Genomic DNA, 20,903 nt, shown 5'->3' with positions numbered 1-20,903 from the left:
GTTGGGTCTGTTACTTCATCGGTCTCTGATTGTATTCGGCAATAATTTCTTCGACCTTTTGCACCGTCATCTTGCCGAACGTGTCATCGTTAACCATTGCCAGCGGGGCCATACCACAAGCACCAAGACAGGCAACCTTTTCAAATGTGTAGCGGAGGTCGGGTGTTGTCTCAGCGTGACCGATCCCCAACTTCTCAAAGAATGTGTCAACGATTCGCGGAGCGCCCTGAACGTGACAGGCCGTTCCGACGCACACCCGGATGATGAAGCGACCGCGGGGCTTGAGGTGGAACTGAGCATAGAACGTAAGTACACCGAAAATCTGACTGGGATACACGTTGAGTCTCTCGGCAACCAAATCAATGGTTGGCCGGGGGACGTATCCATACTCATCCTGAATGCCTTGCAGCACCGGCATGAGGTTGCCGGGCAGGGTCAGGTACTTGTCGATCACATGGTTGGCTGGCCCGAGGTCTATTTCCTCAACGGGCACTTCCTCTGTGGTTGTAGCTTCGGCCGGAGCGTTGCTCATTACTCCCTCTCCTTTATCGCAGTGGCATTACCGGTCGATTTCACCAAGTACGATATCCAAGGTCCCGATGACTGCAACCAGGTCGGCAATCATCGATCCCTTAGCCATCTTCTCGATAGCCCCCAGGTTTACAAATGAAGGGGGCCTTATTCTCATCCGGTACGGCTTGGGGCCACCGTCGCTGACGATGTAGTAACCAAGCTCTCCTTTGGGAGCTTCCACCGCCTGGTACACTTCACCTTCCGGCACAGGGAAACCTTCGCTGGCAATCTTGAAGTGATGAATGAGGCCTTCGATGGAGTTGTAAACATTCTCCTTCGGCGGGTAGGTGACCTGCGGATTGTCAGCCAGCACGGGCCCAGGCTTAAGCGAGTCGAGTGCTTGCCGGATGATATTGACTGCTTCACGCATTTCTATGAGCCTGACCTTGTAGCGGTCAAAGGTGTCACACTTCTCACCGACAGGAACCTTGAACGAGTACTTCTCGTAGCCACTGTAAGGGTTGTCACGGCGCAAATCCCAATCAACGCCTGATCCGCGCAGAGCAGGGCCGGTTATCCCGTAGTCGACGGCATCCTCAGCCGATATCACACCATTGCCCACGGTACGGTTGATCCAGATGGTGTTTTTGGTAAGCAGGCCTTCGTAGGTATCGAAGTGACCGGGGAATGTGTCGATAACTTCCCGCACATCCTTTTCGAACCCGTCATAAACATCGGACGAAAGCCCACCGACCCTGAAGTAGTTGCTGGTCATCCGTGCGCCGGATACCTTCTCATAAAGACTCATGATCATCTCACGCTCACGGAAAGCGTAGATGAAGACAGTCATCGCTCCGATATCAAGGGCGTGACAGGCAATCCAGACCAAATGGGACTTGAGGCGGGTGAGCTCAGCCATGATGACGCGAATCGTCTGAGCGCGCTCAGGAATCTCAATGCCCAAAAGCTTTTCAACCGCCAACACGTAGCCGAGGTTGTTGCTCATCGGCGCCAAGTAATCGAGACGGTCAGTTAGAGGTATGGTCTGGTGATAGGTACGATGCTCGGAGAGCTTCTCCACTCCCCGATGCAGATATCCGATATGCGGGGTTATCTTCTGGATAACCTCTCCATCAAGTTCGATGACCATCCGCAGAACGCCGTGCGTACTCGGGTGCTGCGGTCCCATATTGACTGTCATAATCTCAGTGCTAGCCATTTGTGCGCCTCTGTATCCCTGTGGAGTTATTTTCTCTCAGCAAGCCGATAAATCAGGAAAGCCGGCCCTTGTAGGGCTCACGATCAGGCCCCTGCAGGGGATAATCCTTGCGGAGCGGGTGGCCGACCCAGTCGTCGGTCATCAGGATACGACGAAGGTCAGGGTGGTTGTTGAATTGCACGCCCATAAGGTCGTACACTTCACGCTCCAGCCAATTAGCTGAGCTCCAGACACATGACACCGTATCGATCGAACAGTCGTCCTCAGACACACCAGCCTTGAGCCTGAGCCGATCCTTATTGGGAATGGAATACAGGTTGTACACCATCATAAAGCGCGGCTCCTGCTTCCCAAGATAGTCGACGGCCGTCACGTCGGTGCAGAGGTTGTACTGCAACGACTCTTTCAGGAAACGACAGATATCCACGACCTTCTCGCGTGCCACCGTGATCGTAACCTCGCCACGGAATTCCTTCACATCAAGAATTGACGCGGCAAATTTTTCCTTAAGTTTTATAACTGCACGATTGTTTTCAGCCATCACCGTTCGTTCCCCTTACTTAAAGTGAGATGGTCACGCTGCGGACTCAAGGCGCTCGCCAAGCCCTATGGTCGAGCCAAACGAGTTCTTGTCCTTCATAATCTTGTCCTGCAGTTTAAGCAGACCGTACAGCAGGGCCTCGGGACGCGGCGGACAACCAGGAATATAGACATCCACCGGCAACGCAGTGTCAATCCCCTGAACAACACTGTAGGTGTCAAACACCCCACCGGAACAGGCGCAGGCCCCCATCGCGACAACCCACTTGGGTTCCGGCATCTGCTCGTAGACCGTCTGGATTACCGGCAGCATCTTCTTGGTGACGGTTCCGGCAATAATAATACAGTCCGCCTGCCGGGGAGATGCCCGGAAGATGATACCGAACCGGTCAAGGTCATTATGGGAAGCCCCCGTGGCCATCATCTCAATGGCGCAGCAGGCCAGACCAAAGGTCATGGGCCAGATGGAGGACTTCCTCGCCCAGTTCACGAGACTGTCCAGGGACGTGGTGATGAAGTTATCTCCCAGCGGCTGATCTACTCCCATTCCAGAGCTCCTTTTTTCCAGACATAAATGTAACCGACAAAGAGGATGACGATAAACAGACCCATCTCAACGACACCGAACACCCCGAGCCGCTTAAAAAGAACCGACCAAGGATACATGAACACGGCTTCAATATCGAAGAGAATAAACAGCATGGCAATGATATAAAACTTTATAGAGAAACGCTCCCGGGCAGACCCGACCGGCTCGCAACCGCACTCGTAAGGGGCGAGCTTCACCGCACTTGGCTTCTTCTGCCCTATCAGCGACGAGAAGGTTAATGAAGCCAGACCAAATATGACCGCGACCGCTACCAGGACAATGATTGGCAGGTACACTCCCAGCATTTCCAATCCCTCCACTCTTCTTTAGGGTTGTCTTCCACTGCGCTCCGAACTCTTGCTACAGCCATGACCATGAAGCCGCTTTATCCGATCGCGTATACTGTATACAATTGTGGTGGAAAGTATGCCATTTAAAAAACTTTGTCAAGAAAAAAAAATTTTAATCTAACCCGGTGACTTTTCAGTATTCATGCGAATCGACACCCTTTTGCCCCCCTCTGAAAGCGGCCATTTTACCCCTTGACACCAACACACCAAACATGCTAATAACCTATTAATTTTTCATCACATTTTCACACTAGAGGAAATCACCAATGCTCACAGCCCGTTCGAAGGATCTTTTCACGCAAGCCCAGGAGTTCATTCCCGGCGGAGTAAACAGTCCCGTACGCGCCTTCAAGTCAGTGGGCGCCGACCCTCTTTTCATTAAAAAAGCGTTTGGATGTACAATAACCGACGCCGACAACAACAGCTATATCGATTATGTTGGCTCCTGGGGCCCCATGATTCTCGGCCACTGCCACCCCCAGGTTGTCGAAGCCGTAAAGCGGGCCGTCGAAAGCGGCAGCAGCTTTGGCGCACCCACGGAACTGGAAATCACCCTTGCCCGAATGGTCATTGATGCTGTCCCCTCCATCGAGATGGTTCGCATGGTCAGCTCCGGAACCGAGGCGACCATGAGTGCCATCCGGCTTGCCCGCGGCTACACCGGCCGTGATAAAATCATAAAATTCTCAGGCTGCTACCATGGCCATGCCGACGCCCTCCTGGTGAAGGCCGGCTCAGGGGCTGCCACGTTTGGCGTGCCTGATTCACCGGGAGTTCCCGTCGACGTGGCAAAAAACACGCTCACCGCCCAGTTCAACGATCTCGATTCGGTTTCGAAGCTTATTGATGAGAACAAGAACGAGATCGCGTGCATCATTGTCGAGCCTATTGCCGGCAACATGGGAACCGTTCCGCCGGGTGAGGGTTTTCTCGAAGGACTCCGCTCTATTTGCGACAGCGAGGGAATTGTCCTCATTTTCGACGAGGTAATGACCGGCTTCCGTGTTGCCTATGGGGGAGCCCAGGAACTTTACGGCGTAACTCCCGACATGACCACCCTCGGCAAGATCATCGGCGGCGGTCTTCCCGTCGGCGCCTTCGGCGGCAAAAAGGACATCATGAAACTTCTCTCCCCGTCCGGAGGCGTTTATCAGGCGGGCACGCTGTCGGGCAACCCCCTCGCCATGACAGCAGGCATCGAGACCCTCAAACTGCTTCAGGCGGACGGTTTCTATGAGCAACTGGAGCAAACGAGCCACCGCCTTGCCGAAGGCATCACCGAGGCGGCCAAATCCGCCGGGTACCCCATCTACCCGACCCGTGTCGGCAGCATGTTCTGCACCTTTTTCACCAGCAACGAGGTCAGGGACTGGCCCACGGCCACAACCTGCGACACAAAGGCATTCGCCGCATTTTTCAGAATGATGCTCGAGAAGGGAATCTACCTGGCCCCTTCGCAGTTTGAAACGGCTTTCGTTTCGATCGCACACACCGAGGCGGAAATCGAGAAGACGATTGCTGCGGCCCGCTCATGCTTTGCCGCCCTCTAACGCCTGTCGACCATTTTGATGATTGACAGGCAAGTCCGGGATGTGGTAAGTGATTTTGGTTTGCGGTCCCCCCGGGCAGCTTCACACTACCGCCGATGAACGACGACAAACGAAGACTCATTCAAACGCTCGGCCTCGTTTCGAGCATGGGAATATCGGTGGCGTTGGCCATCATCATCGGGGTGCTGATCGGCAGGCAGCTTGACAAATGGCTGGGAACTCACCCGTGGTTTTTCTTTATTTTTCTGTTCTTTGGTATCGCTGCGGGGTTTCGAAATATTTACATCATTGCCGGAAGAGCAATTAAAAAAGATGACGGCGACAAGGATTCACGAGAATAATCTCCTCACAGCCGTCGTCGTTGGTAGCTGGCTGCTTCTGGCCATCATGACGGCAGCCGGGTATCTGTTTGGATCTGTTCAATTTGCCGGTGGCATTCTTGCCGGCGGTATCCTGGCACTGGCAAACTACTACTGGCTGCTTCGCATCATCAGGCGTGCTCTGGGGCTTGATGCGCATCAGGCCGCACGCTTCGCCCAACTGCGTTATCTGCTGCGTTTCGCCATTCTGGCGCTCGTCATGTACCTGCTGGTGGTCCACGCGGGTATTGAGGTCCTGGGTCTCATCCTCGGCCTCTCGTTGCTCGTAATTGTCATAACCGCTCTCGCGATTTACATGTTCGTCACCAAAGGAGATTAGCCCCATGGTTCATCCGCTTCTATTCCTGCAGTTCTTCAGGAAACTCCTCGAGCCGCTTCACATCTCTGAAGCGGGTGCAGACGCCATTGCCTACACTTGGCTCATTATTGCCTGCCTGCTTATCGTGTCCCTCATCGCCACAAAAGCACTCAAGGCCGTGCCGACCGGAATGCAGAACTTCATGGAAGTCGTGATCGGCGGTATCGAAAACATGGTAGAGGAGACCATGGGCGAAAAGGGAAAACCGTATTTCCCGCTCATTGCTACCCTGGCACTCTTTGTTCTCGTTTCAAACCTTATCGGCCTGATTCCCGGCTTCTTCCCCCCCACCGCAAACCTCAACACGACGGCAGCGTGTGCTGTAATTGTCTTCCTTTCAACACACATTGTCGGCATCAAAAAGCATGGTTTCCACTATCTGCAACACTTCATGGGACCGATCTGGTGGCTGGCCCCCCTGATGTTCTTCATTGAGATCATCGGACACCTGAGCCGCCCTCTTTCCCTCTCGCTCCGTCTTTTCGGCAACATGAACGGTCACGAACTGGTTCTCATGATTTTTTTCGCCCTGGCCCCCTTCCTTGTTCCCCTGCCGATGATGCTTATGGGCGTCTTGGTATCATTCATCCAGGCATTTGTTTTCATGCTTCTCGCTATGATCTATATCCAAGGTTCGCTTGAGGAAGCACACTAATCTGCTTACACGAATCCTATACCGTTTAGGATACAACACACCAAAGGGAGGTAGTAACAATGGAATTTTTCACGATGTGTATGCTGGCAGCCGGCTTCGGCATGGCAATCGGTGCGTTCGGTACCGGTATCGGCCAAGGTCTCGCGGTCAAGAACGCCGTTGAGGGCGTTTCCCGCAATCCCGGCGCTTCCGGCAAGATCCTCACCACCATGATGATCGGTCTGGCCATGATCGAGTCCCTCGCCATCTACGTTCTCGTCGTGTGCCTCATCATCCTCTTCGCCAACCCCTACAAGGATGTGGCCATCGAGCTTGCCAAGGCTGTCGTGAAGTAAAAACCGTCTTTTTGTCGAGACAAAAAAGGGTGGGGCCTGACGGCTCCACCCTTTTTTTATCCGTTATCTCTCGCTTCGCTACCGTACGGTTGCCTTCAGATACTCGACCAGCAGCCGCACCCCGACACCGGTGGCACCTTTCGGCTGGTACGGCCGCCCCTTTTCCTCCCACGCAGTGCCGGCAATATCAACATGAGCCCACCGGCTCTTGCCCACGAAACGCTGCAGGAACCATGCAGCAGTAATGGTTCCTGCATGGGGACCGCCCGCGTTTTTCAGGTCAGCCACATCGCTTTTCATGATCTCGCCATACTCGTCCCACAGCGGCAGCTCCCATAGACGTTCGCCCGTCGCCTCTCCTGCCCTGCGTAACAACTTGACAAGGGCAGGGTCATTCCCCATGACCCCCGATGCGGCACTCCCGAGCGCCACAAGGCAGGCTCCCGTCAGGGTTGCCAGATCAATGACCGCGGCAGGCTTGAAGCGCTGCGCATAGAACAGGGCATCGCTGAGTATCATTCTACCCTCTGCATCAGTATTGACGATTTCCACGGTTTGACCGGACATGGTCCGGACGATGTCGCCCGGTTTGTACGCCCCTCCCCCGGGCAGGTTTTCAGCTGCCGGGACGAGCCCGATGACGTTCACCGGCAGGCGTAGCCCCGCCACAGCCATCACAGCCCCCATAACGGCCGCTGCGCCTGCCATGTCGTCTTTCATCCGCTCCATGCCCTCGCGGGGTTTGAGCGATATACCACCCGAGTCGAACGTAATCCCCTTTCCTACCAGGACCGTGGGGCGCTTATCCGCACTTCCTCCTCGATATTCGAGAACAATGAAACGGGGAAGCTGATGCGATCCCTTGGCAACCGAGAGGATTCCCCCCATGCCCTGACGCTCCATCTCGTCACGGTCGAGGACCGTGCAGGCAATGCCGAGGCGGGCCGAAAACTCAAGGGCCTTTTCCGCCAGAAAGAGGGGGGTAGCCACGTTGCCGGGCTGAGAAACGAGATCGCGGGCAAAGGAGACAGCCTCACAGATAGTTGCATCAGCTGCGAGCAGGCGTTCGGCATCGGCCGTATCCGTCCCCGGCTCAAAGAGATTGACTAGTTCCGCCACGGGAACCGTAGTGTCCGGCTTTGTTTTGTAGATATCGAAGGAATAGGCCCCAAGGGACAATCCTTGGGCAATATCCGCTAACGACGTAGGAGGGACACCAGCCGCCCGATGCACGACAGAGGCAGCACGGGTGACGCCGGCACCTTTCAGGGCTTTTACGGCGCTCCCTCCCACCTGGCGCAACCGCTCGGGAGTCAGCGCACCGGAGTTGCCGAGCCCCACGAGAACAATGCGCTCAGCAGGAAGACGCCCCAGCGTATGAAGAATCGTAATCCGATTCAGCTCTCCGGTAATCTCGCGGCTTTGAACAAGCGACACAATGGCGCCCTGGAGAAGCTGGTCGATACGTGCCAGAAGGGGGTCCCCCAAGGGGTTGTCTTCACGGCAGCCAACCAGCAGCGCCGCACAGGGAAACGCTGCATAATCGGCAGCCTCTACTGAAATGACCATAAAATAATATCTCCTTGTAATCAATAAAGAAGGGGCATGTCCGCAGACATGCCCCTTCTTCTGAAGTATGAAGTCAGGCTATTCGACCCGGATCGCCAGGAAGTGGTTGCCACCGCCGCGGCGCAGGAGAAAGCGGACGACATCTCCCTTTTTCACGGCTCGGATCGCTGCTTCATAATCCGCCATAGTAGTAATGGAACGCCCTCCTATCTCCCGAACGATATCGCCCGGCAGGATTCCCGCCTCCTCGGCCAGACTGCCGGACTTGACACCCGTGACAACGACCCCCTGAGTCTCCTTAAGCCCCATCCGGGCGGCAAGATCGCGTGTCAGCTCCCGAACTGCCATGCCGAGCTTGTCTTCACCATTCTTCTGATCTGACTCATCGACCGTATCCGCCAAGCGGCCGACAGATACTTCGACATCCTGCATCTTGCCATCACGCAACACCTTGACCAATGCGGCCTTCCCCACCGGGGTGGCGGCTACGATACGGGGGAGCTCGTTCATTTCCCGGATTTTCTTGCCGTCGAATTCAAGCACGATATCCCCGCTCTTGAGTCCGGCCTTGGCGGCGGGGCCATCCTTCACCACGTCGGCGATAAGCGCGCCCCGCTCTCCCTCAAGGCCAAACGAGCGGGCCAGATCGGGAGTTATGGGCTGAACCGTCACCCCCAGCCAGCCGCGGATGACCTTTCCCTTTTCCTCGAGTTGGGGAATGACATCTTTGGCCATGTTGATGGGGATGGCAAACCCGATTCCCTGGCCGCCGGCGATGATGGCGGTATTGATGCCGATGACCTTTCCTTCGGCGCTGAAAAGGGGGCCTCCCGAGTTACCGGGGTTAATGGAGGCATCGGTCTGGATGAAATCGTCATAGGGCCCGCTACCGATGACGCGGCCGGTGGCGCTGACGATTCCGGCGGTAACCGTCTGGGCAAGGCCGAACGGATTGCCGATCGCCATCACCCACTCGCCCACCTTGATTTCATCGCTGTTGCCGAGGATCGCCACGGGGAGCTGATCTTTGGACTCAATCTTGATGAGGGCCAGGTCGAGTTTTTCATCGGCGCCCTTCAATTCCGCTTTGAACTCGCGGCCGTCGGAGAGTCGAACCTTGATCTCGTCGGCACCTGCAACCACATGGTTATTGGTGATGATAAAGCCCTGATCACTGATGATGAACCCGGAACCGAGACTCCGTTCCCGTTGCTGACGGCGAGGTGCCTCGTCAAAAAAACGATCGAAGAAATCATGGAACGGGTCATTGAAGGGAGAGGGTTGACGACGGGGGCGAGCTGCCTGGGCCGGACTCTTGGATGTGCTGATGTTGACGACGGTTGGCTTCAGCTTTTCGGCAAGTGCGACAAAATCGGGAGCCATGACTTTGGCTGGGACTTCTCCCGCCGACAACGCCATCAGGCAGATAACGGCGAGCATGGACTTAAGGAACCGCAGGGACACCACTTTCATACGGACCTCCTCAGTAAAATTGACCCGATAAATGTAATAACCAGGGGGGTGTTTGTCAACCAGCGGGCGGCTAAACCCCTTGCAGATGCCGCACCAGCGGTGTTTTTTCTTGCCTCGACCCATGGATGTGCTAGTATTGCAGCAGTCAAAATCACGTGAAATGGCCCGATGAAAAAGGTTTATCTCCTCACTGCACTCTTGATCGCGCTGAACTCACTGGCGGCCGCGCGGATCGCCGCCGGATTGATCTCCTATCGCCTGGCCCGGACAGCACCGCATACCGCAATGGGCGCGACCGGAGCCCCCGCCGCAGCTGTTTCCGACGACATTCTGAGTTTTGCCTCCATTCTGGACCAGGGACTGTTCGGTCGGGCGACACAGGGAAAACTGACGCCCCTCTCCGCACCGGTTCAGGGGGCGGCGGGAGCCCAGCAGCCTGCGCCGACCCATGGAGATTTAACCCTGCTGGGAACGGCCCGCGGTTCGTTCCGGGAGACATTCGCCCTCATCCGCCGGGCAACGCCGCCTGAAGAACGGGTTTTTCGTCTGGGTGACACCGTGTTCGGCATTGGCCCCCTCGTGGGAGTTCAGAAAGAGAGCGTGGAAATCCTCGCCAACGGACGAAAAATTCGCCTCACAACCCCCCTGGCCATGGGAATCGAGTCGACATCCGCCCCTCCTCCGCCGGCTGTCGCACCACAAACCGGTGCGGTTCAGGTGGGGGCGGGAAGCTACGTTATTGACCAGCGCGCCCTCAACGCCGCCCTCGAAAATCTTGGCCAGGTAATGACCGATGCACGCCTCTTGCCGAGCGTAAAAGAGGGCAAAGTCGAGGGCTTCCGGATTTCAGAGGTCAAGCCTGCGGGTGTGTTTTCAATGATCGGCATGCGGAACGGTGACATTCTGCTCCGCATAAATGATCTCCCCGTGGACTCCCCTGAGCGTGCCATCCAATCGCTGGCATCGCTCAAGGGGCAGAACCGCATCAAGCTCGATCTGGTCAGGGACGGCCAGCCGACTACGTTTAGCTACGATATACGATAAGCACAATGACGGCGTTCGCTTTGCGCTGCGCGGCAAAGTTCCTTTTTTGGGGGCTGTGGTAAGCGCACGGTAGATGCTTGTCATTGTGGATAACGTGCGGAGGATTTCCGTGAAGAAACGCTTCCTGAATCTGCTGACCGCTGCCGTCCTGGCCTGCGCCCTTCTTGCACCGCTGCCGGCGAGTGCCAAAGGGGTGGTTCTCAATTTCAACGACGTGGACATCGCCACGATGGTGAAGTTCATCAGCGACCTGACCGGCAAGAATTTCGTCCTGGACGAGCGGGTGAAGGGAAAGATTTCCATCTACTCCCCCTCCAAGCTGACGCCGGATGAGGCGTTCAGCCTGTTCACATCGGTTCTGGAACTGAAGGGGTTCACCCTTGTCCAGGCCGGCAAGGTCTACAAGGTGGTTCCTACGGCGGCAGCCAAGCAGTCGGGTATGAAGCTTCTGACCGACAAGGACCGCCTCCCCGTGAGCGATGCCTATGTGGCCCGGGTAATCCCCCTGGAGCGTATCTCCGCCCAGGAAGCGGTGGCCTTTCTCCAGCCCATTGTCTCCAAGGACGGCTACATCGCGGCATTTGGCGCCAGCAACATGCTGATGGTGGTTGATTCTGCCCTGAACATCCAGAAACTCACCGGCATTCTCACCCTGGTGGATTCTCCCCAGAAGCGGGAGGGCGCCGAGATCATCTTCCTCAAAAATGCCTCGGCAGACAGCGTTTCCGGCGTGATCCGCGAATGGCTCGGCGGCAAGACAAGCCGGCCGGCCGGCCAGGCGGGACAGGCTACCGCAACATCAAGCGCAGGGGTCCTCATCGTCCCCGACACCCGGCTCAATGCGCTGGTCATTTTCGGCAGCGATCCGGACAAGGACGACATCAAGAAACTGATTGCCATGGTGGACGTGGTCCCGCCGACCACCAGCAGCAAGATCAATGTCTACTATCTGGAGAACGCCGATGCCACCGACGTGGCAAAGGTGATCGACGGCCTCATCAAGGGCACGCCCACCACCCCCGGGCAGCCCGGGATGCCTGCAGCGGCGCCCGTTCAATCCCCCTTCGAGGGTGGAAAGATCTCGGTCACGCCGGACAAGGCTACCAACTCCCTGGTGATCATGGCCTCGCCGGTCGATTACCAGAACATCCTCCAGGTGATCCAGAAGCTCGACAAACGGCGGCGCCAGGTGTTCGTCCAAGCCCTCATCGCCGAAGTCTCCCTCGACAAGCTCAAGGATGTGGGCGTTCAGATCGGCGCGCTGGCCGTGGGCACGCAGGGCGACGCGTCCGGCGGCGCCGTCCTGGACCCGTTCAATTTCCTGAGCGCCACCAGCGGGCCGCAATTTCTCCTGGTAAAAGCACTTGAAGAACTTGGGAAAAACGTCAGTGTGTCGGCCCAGGTCAAGGCCCTCGTCTCCGACGGCGCCATTAATGTACTCTCCACCCCGAACATCCTGACCTCGGACAACAAGGAAGCGGAAATCTTCGTGGGTGAGAACGTTCCATTCCTCTCCCAGACCAATCTGACGACCGGCGGAATATCCCAGCAATCCATCGAGCGCAAGGATACCGGCATCACGCTCAGGATCACTCCCCAGATCAGCGAAGGGGAGTACGTGAAGCTCGACATCTACCAGGAAATTTCTGCGGTAAAGGAAAACAAGGGACAGGCGAATGACCTCGTCACCACCAAGCGCTCGGCCAAGACCGCTGTCGTGGTCAAGGACAAGGACACGGTGGTGATCGGCGGGTTGATCCAGGACCGGGACACCGAAACCATCAACAAGATCCCGCTGCTGGGCGACATCCCGCTTCTGGGATGGCTGTTCAAGACCAAATCGACGCGCAGGGAGAAGACCAACCTGATGATCGTCCTTACGCCGCGCATCATTCGGGGAGCTGAGGAGATGAACGATGTCTCCGGCCAGCAGCGCGACAAGTTCGGCGAAGCGCTCAGTCTCGACGCTCCCTTTGACCTCAAGCGCGACCTCCAACTGAGCAAATGACGGACGCACACGGCATGGAACAGATCGCCCGGCGGCTCGGCATCCCCTTCCTGGCCGAGATCGGGGACAATGAGGCTGATGCGGCACTGCTCGCGCGGCTGCCCCTGGCTTTTGCCCGGGGCAGGCTCGTCCTTCCCCTGCGGGAACGGGATGGGCGGCTCCTGGTTGTTTCAGGCAATCCCGCGGATCTGTCGGCCATCGATGAGGTGCGGGGAGTCTACGGGATGGAGGTGGAACTGGCCGCGGCAACGCCGGATACGGTGCTCGGCGCGGTGAACCATCTCTACGCCCGGCTCGGCAGCTCGGCCCAGGAGGTCGTGGAAGAGCTTGAAGGGGAAGACCTTTCGGTCATCGCCACTGAGCTGGCCGAGCCCAAGGATCTTCTGGACCTGACCGACGAAGCGCCGGTCATCCGGCTTCTGAACTCGATCCTCTCGGAGGCGGTGAAGGAGCGGGCCAGCGACATCCACATCGAACCCTACGAGCGGGAACTGGAGGTTCGTTTCAGGATCGACGGCATCCTCTACCGCAAGCTCGCCCCTCCCAAGGTGGTGCAGGAAGCTCTGGTCTCCCGCGTGAAGATCATGGCCGGGTTGAACATCGCCGAAAAGCGCCTTCCCCAGGATGGCCGCATCAGGGTAATCGTAGCGGGACGGGATGTGGACATCCGTGTCTCCATCATCCCTACCTTCTTCGGCGAACGCGTGGTGCTCCGTCTCCTCGACAAGCAGAAGGGGCTCATTTCTCTCGAAAACATCGGGCTGTCCGAAGGAGGCGTCCGCTCCATGGAGCGCCTCCTCGGCCGGACCAGCGGCATCATCCTCGTCACCGGGCCAACGGGAAGCGGCAAGTCCACCACCCTCTACGCGGCACTCAACCGGCTCAACTCGCCGGAAAAGAACATCATCACCATCGAAGACCCCATCGAATATCAAGTCAAGGGGATCGGCCAGATTCAGGTCAATCCCAAGATCGAGCTGACCTTTGCCCAGGGCCTGCGCGCCATTCTCCGCCAGGACCCGGACATCGTAATGGTGGGAGAGATCCGCGACGCCGAGACGGCGGAAATCGCCATGCAGGCGTCGCTCACGGGGCACCTGGTCCTCTCTACCCTTCACACCAACGACAGTGCCACCGCCATCGCCCGACTCGTCGACATGGGAATCGAACCGTTCATGGTGGCATCGTCCCTGTCCGCTGTTCTGGCCCAGCGGCTCGTGCGCCGCATCTGCCCCCACTGCCGCGAATCCTACACGCCGGAACGGGACTACGCCGGCATCACCCTCCCCTCAACCCTCTACCGGGGGCGGGGATGCGATGCATGTTTCGGCCTCGGGACCCTGGGCCGGGTCGGCATCTACGAACTCCTACCCGTGGACGGGGAGATCTGCTCCATGATCATCCGTCGGGAACCGGCCGGAGCCATCAAGGAATACGCTGTCGGCAAGGGGATGCGGACCCTGCGCGACGACGGCCTGGCCAAGGCCGCAGCGGGCATCACAACCATCGAGGAGGTCCTGCGGGTAACGCAGGAGGAGTATGCCGACCTTCCGGTATAGCGCCTATACGGCCGGGGGGCGGGAGACGTCCGGCACCATCGAGGCTGAGAGCCTGAAGGAGGCGAAGCTTCGCCTGAAGCGGGACGGCCTCTATCCGCGTGACATTGGCCCAGTCTCCGAGACGGCGGGGACCGTCTCCCGACGTTTCGGAGGGAGAAGCGCAGGCCCCGCCCAGGTGGCTCTCATGACCCGCCGGCTTGCTACGTTGGTGGGCTCCCAGGTGCCGATCTACGAGGCAGTGACCACGCTCTGGGAGCAGGAGGAGCCCGGCGAGATCAAAAAGGCCCTCGGCCGGATTCGGGAACGCCTGGCCGAGGGAGCCAACCTGGCCAAGGCACTCTCCCTCGAACCGCGGCTTTTCAGCGAGAGCTACGTGGCAATGGTGGCGGCAGGCGAGGCAAGCGGCGCCCTGGACGCCGTTTTGGAGCGAGTCGCCCTCTTCCTCGAGGAACAGCGGGCCATTCGGAGCAAAATCACTGCCTCGTTGGCCTACCCGACGCTCATGGTCCTGGTGGGAAGCGCGGTAATGCTCTTCCTCTTGGCCTTTGTCATTCCCAAGATCGTCACTATCTTTGAGGACAATCGGGCAGCCCTCCCCCTCATCACCATCGCCCTTATCAAGACGAGCACCTTTCTCCGCTCGTTCTGGTGGGCATGCATCGCCGCCGTGGCCGGAGTGGTGCTGCTCTACCGGCGTCTCATGAAGGACGATGCCTTCCGCCTCCGCCGCGACCGCTTCCTTCTGCGGATTCCGGTGGTGGGAAGTCTCCTGCGCCAACTCATCCTCTCCCGCTTCGCCAAGGTGCTGGGACTCCTCCTTTCCAGCGGTGTACCGGTCATGCGGGCTCTCGAAATCACGGCCCAGGTTGTGGTCAACCGCCACTATCGTGCCGCCCTCACCGGTGTGACAGCCGGATTGGCCGAAGGCGGCACCCTTTCGGGGGCTCTGCGTACCACGGGACTCTTTCCGCCTCTCCTGGTCCACATGGTCGCCGTTGGCGAGAAGGGGGGAGAGCTTGAGGAGATGCTCGGCAAGGCCGGCAGCGCCTTCGAGCGGGAGTTCGAGTCGTCCGTATCCGGCCTCATGGCGCTTCTTGAGCCGCTCCTCGTCCTGGCCATGGGGCTGGCCGTAGGGCTCGTGGTGGTCGCGGTACTGCTCCCCATCTTTGAACTTAATCAACTCATTCGCTGATTTTTTCCAACCGGAGGTAACGGACCATGCATAACACCCTGCGCAACAGACGCGGCTTCACCCTCATCGAAATCATGGTGGTCATCGCTATCCTGGCCCTGCTGGCAGCCCTGGTGGGGCCCCGGATCATCGGTCGCTCCGACGATGCCAAGATTGCCGATGCCAAGGTGCAGATCAAGAACCTGGAAACGGCCCTCAAGCTCTACAAACTCGACACCGGCACCTATCCATCAACGGAACAGGGTCTTATGGCGCTGGTTTCCGCGCCCACAGTGGGAACCATCCCGAAAAACTACCGCTCCGAGGGGTATCTGGAGAGCAAGCAGGTGCCCAAGGATCCTTGGGGTAACGATTTCGTCTACCTGTCTCCCGGCGAGCACGGCGACTACGATCTCTACTCCTTCGGCGCCGACGGTGTGAAGGGGGGCGAAGGGAAGAATGCCGACATCGAGAGCTGGAACCTGCAATAACCACGGGTTCACCCTGATGGAGCTGGTGGTGGTGATAGCCATCCTGGCTCTGGCGGCGGCGCTGGTCCTTCCACGGCTCACGCCCGGCGACACGGCGGATCTTCACCGGGCAGCCCGTGAGTTCGCCGCCACCTTGCGGTTCATCCAGGATCGGGCCATCACAGCAAAGACCGCCTACCGCATGAAGCTGGTGCCCGGCGAAAGCGCCATCGCCATCGCAACGATCCTGCCGGACGGCACGGAAGGAGAGCCGGACGATCCGATCCTGCGGCGGCGTCTCCTGCCCGAGGGAATCAGCATAGCCAGCATCTTCACCCCCCGGGTCGGCAAGCGTACTGCAGGCGAGGTGGTGGTCACCGTCGGTACGGCAGGGTTTGAAGAGTTCACCGTCTTCCATCTCAAGGCCGAGGGAAGCGACGCCGTTATGACGGTCATGGCCTATCCGTCCTCCGGCAAGGTGAAAGTCGCGGAAGGGTACCGGGAGGAGCCCCTGTGAGAACCATCGGCGCACGGGGGTTTACCCTGCTCGAAGTGATGATTGCCGTTGCCATCATTGCGGGGGTGGTGTTCACGGTGATCGGAGTGGTCAACAACCATCTGGCGGTCGCCAGCCGCGATCGGGATGAAGGGGTGGCCGTTCTGCTGGGTCGCCAGAAGCTTGACGATCTCGACACCAGACAGGACATTCCCGAAAAGAGCAACGGCACCTTTGCGCCGGTTCGACCGGACTATGCATGGGTAATGACATCCACGGCAACGCAGGTTCCGGGATTCCGGAAGGTGACCGTGGCCATCTCGTGGGATAATGCACGGAGGACGGTGAGCCTTGTTCGCTACGTGGCGAAATAGCCCCGGCGGCCAACGGGGGTTCACCCTCCTGGAAACCCTGGTGGTAATGCTGCTGCTGGCAGTGGTGGCCGGAGCCCTCTACTCCAGCTACTTCACCGTGGTCCGAGCCAAGGAACGCACCGACGAGGGAGCCGAGGAGCGCCGGGAATTGCGCGGCACCCTGGATCTGCTCCGGCGCGAAATCGACGGTGCCTTTTTCAGGGGAAACGACGTGCGGCTGCGGTTCGTGGTGGAGGACCGGGACATCTTCGGGAAACCCGCATCGAGCCTGGAGTTTGCGGCCGTAGCTCCGCCCCGGGCCGGCGACCTTCCAACGTCCGACCTGGAGAAGATCCGTTATGCGGTAAAGGAGACAGACGGCACCCTCTCTCTCACCCGCGAGTCAACTGAACTCTTCGGGAGCGTGAAACCGATGCCTTATCCGCAGATGGAGGCAATCGAAGGGTTTCTCGTGGAGTGCTACGATGCCGGCAAATGGGTGAAGACCTGGAACACGGAGTTGGTCCCCCGTCTTCCGGAGCGGGTCAGGGTAACCATCCGGGTCCGGCAGGGCGACCAGACGGTGGAATTCACCACCCTTGCCCGGCCCAGGGGGCGGCAGTCGTGAGGCGATCGGAGTCCGAACGGGGCTTCGCCCTCATCCTGACCCTCGTGGTGACTGCCCTCCTCATCGCAGTGACCACCGAGTTCATCCACGGAGTTTATGTGGACACGTCGCTCCACCGCAACTTCGTGAACCTGCAGCAGGCAAGCCTCATGGCCGAGGGAGGGGTAACCGGCGGGATTTCGCTGCTGCGGAACCTTCGCACCTCCGGCAATGACCAGGGGCTGCAGCAGCTCCTTGCCGATCCCGTTCAATTTGAAGACGAAAAGGGACGGGTGAGCATCACCATTGAGGAAGAGGACGGCAAGCTCAACCTGAATGCCGTCACCCTTCCCAACGGTGACGAACATGTATTTTACGGCCATGCGGAACGCCGGCTGCTGACCGCTCTCAAGCTGCCGACAGCGCTTCACGACTCGCTGGCCGATTGGCTGGACGCCAATGACGAGCCGCGGCCCGACGGCGGAGAATCTGCCTACTACCAGTCACTGAGCGCCCCCTATGCCCCCCGCAACGCCCCCTTTGCCACCTTCGGCGAACTGGGGCTCGTCCGGGGAGTGGAACCCGCCGTCCTGGAGCGGCTCCGTCCCTTTGCCACGGTCTTCGTCGACGGGGGGGCCATCAACGTGAACACCGCTCCCCTGCAGGTGCTCATGGCACTTGACGAGGGCATCAGCGAGGGAATCGCCCGGGACATCATGCAACGGCGCCGCATAAAGCCATTCAAAAGCGTTGGGGAATTATCCGAGATTCCCGGCATGGAGACAATCGCCGGGAAACTGTCCGGCTTTGCCGGCGCTCGGGGAAGCACCTATCGTCTCGTTTCCCGGGCAGCGGTGGGCGACGTGACCAGACTTGTGGAAGCAGTGGTGAACCTTGACGGAACCCAGCCCCGCTATCTCTACTGGAGAGAGTACTGATGACTTATCTGATTCTCGAATGGACCGGCACGGACCTGGTGGCAAGCCGTTTCTTCACCCGGGCGGGTGAACTGGTGTTCCAAGGGCGCGAAAGCCGCCCTGCCGCTTCGGAGGCCGATCTGACCGCGGCGCTCCGGGAACTTGCCTCATCCGACGACGACTGCCGGCCGGTACTCGCCATCCCGCTGGGCCGGCTCTTCAGCCGGGAGATTGATCTGCCGATCCATGAGCGGGCCAAGATCCGCCTGCTCCTTCCCCTGGAGCTGAAGGGAGAAACCGCCCTGGAGAATGAGGATCTGGTCTTCGACGGTCTGCCCCTGGCCGCCGAGGGGAAGGTGCTGGCGCTCTGGGCGCGCAAGCGGGAGATTGCCCACCTTGTCCAGGCATGCACCGAGGCGGGAATAGACCCCGAGGTGGTAACAACCGCCCCCATCCACTGGGAGGAACTTCTCTCTTCCGACGCAGCCGAAGCGACCCTGGCCGTCACCGACGGCACGGCACTGGCGGTGTACGGGAACGGCAAGCCCCTCTTTTTCAGGGCTCTTGGCAGGGACGAGGGGGAACTATCCCGCACCCTGGCGGCGCTGGAAATGGCCAGGCAGGTACGGATTGAACGGCTCTTCCGGCACGGCTCTCCCGTGGGCAACGCGACTGCGGAAGCAGCGGGAGCACCCATGCTGGCGCTGCCCGTAACCGACAGCCTGGCAGCCGCCTTTGGCGGGGATGAGGCGGCCGCTCGGGAAAGTGCCGGCGCATGGGCGTTGGCGCGTGCGCTCCAGACCGGGCGGATCGGAACCTTTCGCGCAGGCGAACTCGCCTGGACCAGGGGGCGTGAGCAACTCAAGCGTCGGCTCCGCATCCCCGCGATCCTGACAGTGCTTCTGCTGCTGCTCCTTGCCGCCGACGCCGGCATCCGCTATACCATGGTGAAGCGGGACCTGGCATCGGTGGACGCGTCCATTGCCGCCCTCTATCGGGAGGTTTTCCCCGGACGGAAGAAGAGCGTTGACGAACTGGGCGAACTGAAGGCGGAGATCCGCAGGCTCGGCGCGGCAGGCGCAGGGAGCCACATCCTGGATACCCTGCGGGGATTGGCAAAGGCCAAGGGCGACGACGTGACCGGCCTTTTCGAGGTGGAGATCGACGGCACGGCAGTGCGCCTCAAGGGAGACGCCCGCTCCAGCCAGGCGGTCAGCCAGTACCGCGACCGGCTTGCCGGCGTCCTGGCCGGCGCCGAGGTGGGCCAGATTACGGCAAAACCGGACGGGTCCGTCACGTTCTCCCTCAGGGGGACCATCAGCGAGGTGGCGAAATGAGTGCGCTTAACAGAATCCGCGACACATGGAACGACATGGATCGCCCAACCCGCCTGCGCTGGGGCTACGGGGTCATAGCCATCCTCGCCCTTGCCGTGATTTTTTCCTTCGTGTACAACCGGATCGGCCTTCTGGAGAACAAGCGGCAACGCCGTGAAGCGGACCTGGTGGAAATGCTCCGCCTGAAGGGGCGCTACCAGGAGGCCCGCAGCACATCCATGCGCCTTGGCAACAGGCTGGCCGCGGTCCGCGCAGACGATTCGCCCGCAAAGCTCGTGGAAGAAACCGGCATCCGCGGCAAATCGCTTCGCATCACCCCGCTCAAAACCGAACTGAAAAACGGTTTTACCGAGGAAGCAGCCGACATCAAAATTGACAGTCTCACGGCAAATGAAGCCGTCAATCTCCTTCACCGCATCGAGAAGGGCCAACGCCCCGCCATTATCAGAAAAGCATTGCTGCGCACCCGCTTCGACGACCCGTCAAAACTCGACCTGACTCTTACCGTGGCACTGCTGCGCGGCGCACCTCAGGGGGCGCGATGACGGCACAGCGCTGGCTCGCCTGGGGCGTCGGCATCATCGCCGGCCTGCTCCTCATCCTGATCTTCACCCTTCTTCTGGTCCCCTCGCGGGAACTGGAACAGCTTACCGTCCGCTGGTTTGCCCGGCAGGGGTACGACTTCAGCGCGGCCGACTTCGGCAAGGCGTTTCCGCTGGGCATTGCCGCCCGGGGCGTTACCATAGCCGACAACCGGGGGCCGCTCCTGCGGGTGGACACTGTCCGGGCGCGACTCGAGCTCCTGCCGCTTTTGGCGGGAAAAGTCTCCGTTGACGTGGACGGCTCGGTCGGCGCGGGGCAGTTCGACGGCACCTTCCGGCCCCGGGCCGGCACGGGGGTTTTCTCCGCACGTGACGTTCGCCTGGAGGACATTCCCTTTTTCCGGACCGCCACCGACGCCGATATCAAAGGAGTGCTGACAGTTGACGCCACCCTTGCCGGCACGGGGCGATCCAGGGGGGGCGACGTGAAACTGGCGGTGAAGGGAGCGCACATCCGCGGAGCAACGATCAGCGGTGTTCCTCTGCCGGACGCCGTGTACGAGACGGTGCGGGGCATGGTCAGGGTAGCCGGCGGCCGGGCAACCATCGACAGCTTCTCCCTCCAGGGAGAGGATGTCTACGTCCGCCTGAGCGGCACCATGCCCCTCATGGCTCCCATGGGGAACTCGCCCCTCAATCTGTCCCTGGAGCTGATGCCCCGGCCCGCGTTCCTGGACCGGCAGAAGCTCGTCTTCACCCTTCTGGCAAAATACCTGGTAACGCCGGGTCACTACCGACTGCCAATCCGGGGAACCCTCTCAAAGCCTCTTCTTCAGTAACGCTCTGTCTCCACTGCCGTCCACACTCC

General features: G+C 59.4%; 24 protein-coding genes. 17 read left to right on the top strand and 7 right to left on the bottom strand.

Going from position 1 to position 20,903, the window contains the following annotated elements:
- Positions 1-10 precede the first annotated feature (10 nt).
- Genes AABA48_RS16275 through AABA48_RS16255 form a run of 5 tightly spaced genes read right to left on the bottom strand, consistent with a single transcriptional unit; the run spans position 11 to position 3,166 of the window.
- On the bottom strand, positions 11-532 hold the full coding sequence (locus AABA48_RS16275) for an NADH-quinone oxidoreductase subunit NuoE family protein (RefSeq protein WP_010941010.1): 522 nt from the start codon (positions 530-532) through the stop codon (positions 11-13).
- 27 nt (positions 533-559) lie between these two features.
- On the bottom strand, positions 560-1,732 hold the full coding sequence (nuoD, locus tag AABA48_RS16270) for an NADH dehydrogenase (quinone) subunit D (protein ID WP_286351320.1): 1,173 nt from the start codon (positions 1,730-1,732) through the stop codon (positions 560-562).
- A gap of 52 nt (positions 1,733-1,784) precedes the next feature.
- Positions 1,785-2,273: an NADH-quinone oxidoreductase subunit C gene (locus AABA48_RS16265; protein WP_286351319.1), complete on the bottom strand. Its 489-nt coding sequence runs from the start codon at positions 2,271-2,273 to the stop codon at positions 1,785-1,787.
- 33 nt (positions 2,274-2,306) lie between these two features.
- Entirely contained in the window at positions 2,307-2,819 is a 513-nt protein-coding gene (locus tag AABA48_RS16260) for an NADH-quinone oxidoreductase subunit B (RefSeq protein ID WP_286351318.1), read from the bottom strand.
- Positions 2,810-3,166: an NADH-quinone oxidoreductase subunit A gene (locus AABA48_RS16255; protein ID WP_286351317.1), complete on the bottom strand. Its 357-nt coding sequence runs from the start codon at positions 3,164-3,166 to the stop codon at positions 2,810-2,812. The genes AABA48_RS16260 and AABA48_RS16255 overlap by 10 nt, the downstream gene beginning before the upstream one ends.
- 311 nt (positions 3,167-3,477) lie before the next feature.
- Here AABA48_RS16255 and hemL point away from each other — a divergent pair, with 311 nt between their 5' ends.
- From hemL to atpE, 5 genes are all read left to right on the top strand, one after another.
- Positions 3,478-4,761, top strand: a complete 1,284-nt coding sequence (gene hemL / locus AABA48_RS16250) for a glutamate-1-semialdehyde 2,1-aminomutase (protein ID WP_286351316.1) — start codon at positions 3,478-3,480, stop codon at positions 4,759-4,761.
- Positions 4,762-4,856: 95 nt separating this feature from the next.
- Positions 4,857-5,102, top strand: coding sequence for an AtpZ/AtpI family protein (locus tag AABA48_RS16245; protein WP_010941004.1), 246 nt, complete (start codon positions 4,857-4,859; stop codon positions 5,100-5,102).
- A complete protein-coding gene (locus tag AABA48_RS16240; protein WP_286351315.1) occupies positions 5,074-5,460 on the top strand; it encodes an ATP synthase subunit I in 387 nt (128 codons plus the stop codon). Before AABA48_RS16245 ends, AABA48_RS16240 begins: the two co-directional genes overlap by 29 nt.
- 4 nt (positions 5,461-5,464) lie before the next feature.
- Positions 5,465-6,154, top strand: coding sequence for a F0F1 ATP synthase subunit A (atpB, locus tag AABA48_RS16235; protein WP_286351314.1), 690 nt, complete (start codon positions 5,465-5,467; stop codon positions 6,152-6,154).
- A 59-nt stretch (positions 6,155-6,213) separates the two neighbouring features.
- The gene (atpE, locus tag AABA48_RS16230) at positions 6,214-6,489 is read left to right on the top strand and encodes an ATP synthase F0 subunit C (protein WP_010941001.1); all 276 of its coding nucleotides are present in this window, start codon (positions 6,214-6,216) and stop codon (positions 6,487-6,489) included.
- 78 nt (positions 6,490-6,567) lie between these two features.
- On the opposite strand, the gene AABA48_RS16225 is transcribed toward atpE, so the two are convergent.
- Both AABA48_RS16225 and AABA48_RS16220 read right to left on the bottom strand, forming a co-directional pair.
- A complete protein-coding gene (locus AABA48_RS16225; RefSeq protein ID WP_286351313.1) occupies positions 6,568-8,058 on the bottom strand; it encodes a leucyl aminopeptidase in 1,491 nt (496 codons plus the stop codon).
- Between the two features lie 78 nt (positions 8,059-8,136).
- Positions 8,137-9,531 (bottom strand): DegQ family serine endoprotease, encoded by a 1,395-nt coding sequence (locus tag AABA48_RS16220; protein WP_286351312.1) that lies wholly within the window; start codon positions 9,529-9,531, stop codon positions 8,137-8,139.
- Between the two features lie 168 nt (positions 9,532-9,699).
- Between AABA48_RS16220 and gspC the strand changes: the two genes are divergently transcribed.
- The 12 genes from gspC (at position 9,700) to gspN (ending at position 20,874) form a co-directional block, all read left to right on the top strand.
- A complete protein-coding gene (gene gspC / locus AABA48_RS16215; protein ID WP_286351311.1) occupies positions 9,700-10,575 on the top strand; it encodes a type II secretion system protein GspC in 876 nt (291 codons plus the stop codon).
- A gap of 109 nt (positions 10,576-10,684) precedes the next feature.
- Entirely contained in the window at positions 10,685-12,583 is a 1,899-nt protein-coding gene (gspD, locus tag AABA48_RS16210) for a type II secretion system secretin GspD (RefSeq protein WP_286351310.1), read from the top strand.
- A gap of 14 nt (positions 12,584-12,597) precedes the next feature.
- Positions 12,598-14,142, top strand: coding sequence for a type II secretion system ATPase GspE (gene gspE, locus AABA48_RS16205; RefSeq protein ID WP_010940996.1), 1,545 nt, complete (start codon positions 12,598-12,600; stop codon positions 14,140-14,142).
- Positions 14,123-15,334 carry a type II secretion system inner membrane protein GspF gene (gene gspF, locus AABA48_RS16200; RefSeq protein WP_286351308.1) on the top strand — a complete coding sequence of 404 codons (1,212 nt, stop codon included), beginning with the start codon at positions 14,123-14,125 and terminating at the stop codon, positions 15,332-15,334. Before gspE ends, gspF begins: the two co-directional genes overlap by 20 nt.
- 26 nt (positions 15,335-15,360) lie before the next feature.
- Complete coding sequence (gene gspG, locus AABA48_RS16195; RefSeq protein ID WP_039647872.1) at positions 15,361-15,804, top strand: type II secretion system major pseudopilin GspG; 444 nt, start codon at positions 15,361-15,363, stop codon at positions 15,802-15,804.
- Positions 15,773-16,300 (top strand): prepilin-type N-terminal cleavage/methylation domain-containing protein, encoded by a 528-nt coding sequence (locus AABA48_RS16190; RefSeq protein WP_286351307.1) that lies wholly within the window; start codon positions 15,773-15,775, stop codon positions 16,298-16,300. The genes gspG and AABA48_RS16190 overlap by 32 nt, the downstream gene beginning before the upstream one ends.
- A complete protein-coding gene (locus tag AABA48_RS16185) occupies positions 16,297-16,653 on the top strand; it encodes a type IV pilus modification PilV family protein (protein ID WP_286351306.1) in 357 nt (118 codons plus the stop codon). The genes AABA48_RS16190 and AABA48_RS16185 overlap by 4 nt, the downstream gene beginning before the upstream one ends.
- Positions 16,631-17,260 carry a type II secretion system protein GspJ gene (locus AABA48_RS16180; protein ID WP_286351305.1) on the top strand — a complete coding sequence of 210 codons (630 nt, stop codon included), beginning with the start codon at positions 16,631-16,633 and terminating at the stop codon, positions 17,258-17,260. Before AABA48_RS16185 ends, AABA48_RS16180 begins: the two co-directional genes overlap by 23 nt.
- Complete coding sequence (gene gspK, locus AABA48_RS16175; RefSeq protein ID WP_286351304.1) at positions 17,257-18,177, top strand: type II secretion system minor pseudopilin GspK; 921 nt, start codon at positions 17,257-17,259, stop codon at positions 18,175-18,177. The genes AABA48_RS16180 and gspK overlap by 4 nt, the downstream gene beginning before the upstream one ends.
- Positions 18,177-19,493, top strand: a complete 1,317-nt coding sequence (gene gspL, locus AABA48_RS16170) for a type II secretion system protein GspL (RefSeq protein ID WP_286351303.1) — start codon at positions 18,177-18,179, stop codon at positions 19,491-19,493. Before gspK ends, gspL begins: the two co-directional genes overlap by 1 nt.
- Positions 19,490-20,038: a general secretion pathway protein GspM gene (locus AABA48_RS16165; RefSeq protein WP_286351302.1), complete on the top strand. Its 549-nt coding sequence runs from the start codon at positions 19,490-19,492 to the stop codon at positions 20,036-20,038. Before gspL ends, AABA48_RS16165 begins: the two co-directional genes overlap by 4 nt.
- Entirely contained in the window at positions 20,035-20,874 is an 840-nt protein-coding gene (gene gspN, locus AABA48_RS16160) for a type II secretion system protein GspN (RefSeq protein ID WP_286351301.1), read from the top strand. The genes AABA48_RS16165 and gspN overlap by 4 nt, the downstream gene beginning before the upstream one ends.
- Positions 20,875-20,903: the final 29 nt, after the last annotated feature.

It is taken from the genome of Geobacter sp. 60473 (assembly GCF_036323535.1).
Lineage (GTDB): Bacteria > Desulfobacterota > Desulfuromonadia > Geobacterales > Geobacteraceae > Geobacter > Geobacter sulfurreducens.
This window is presented reverse-complemented; position numbering and strand designations above follow the sequence as displayed.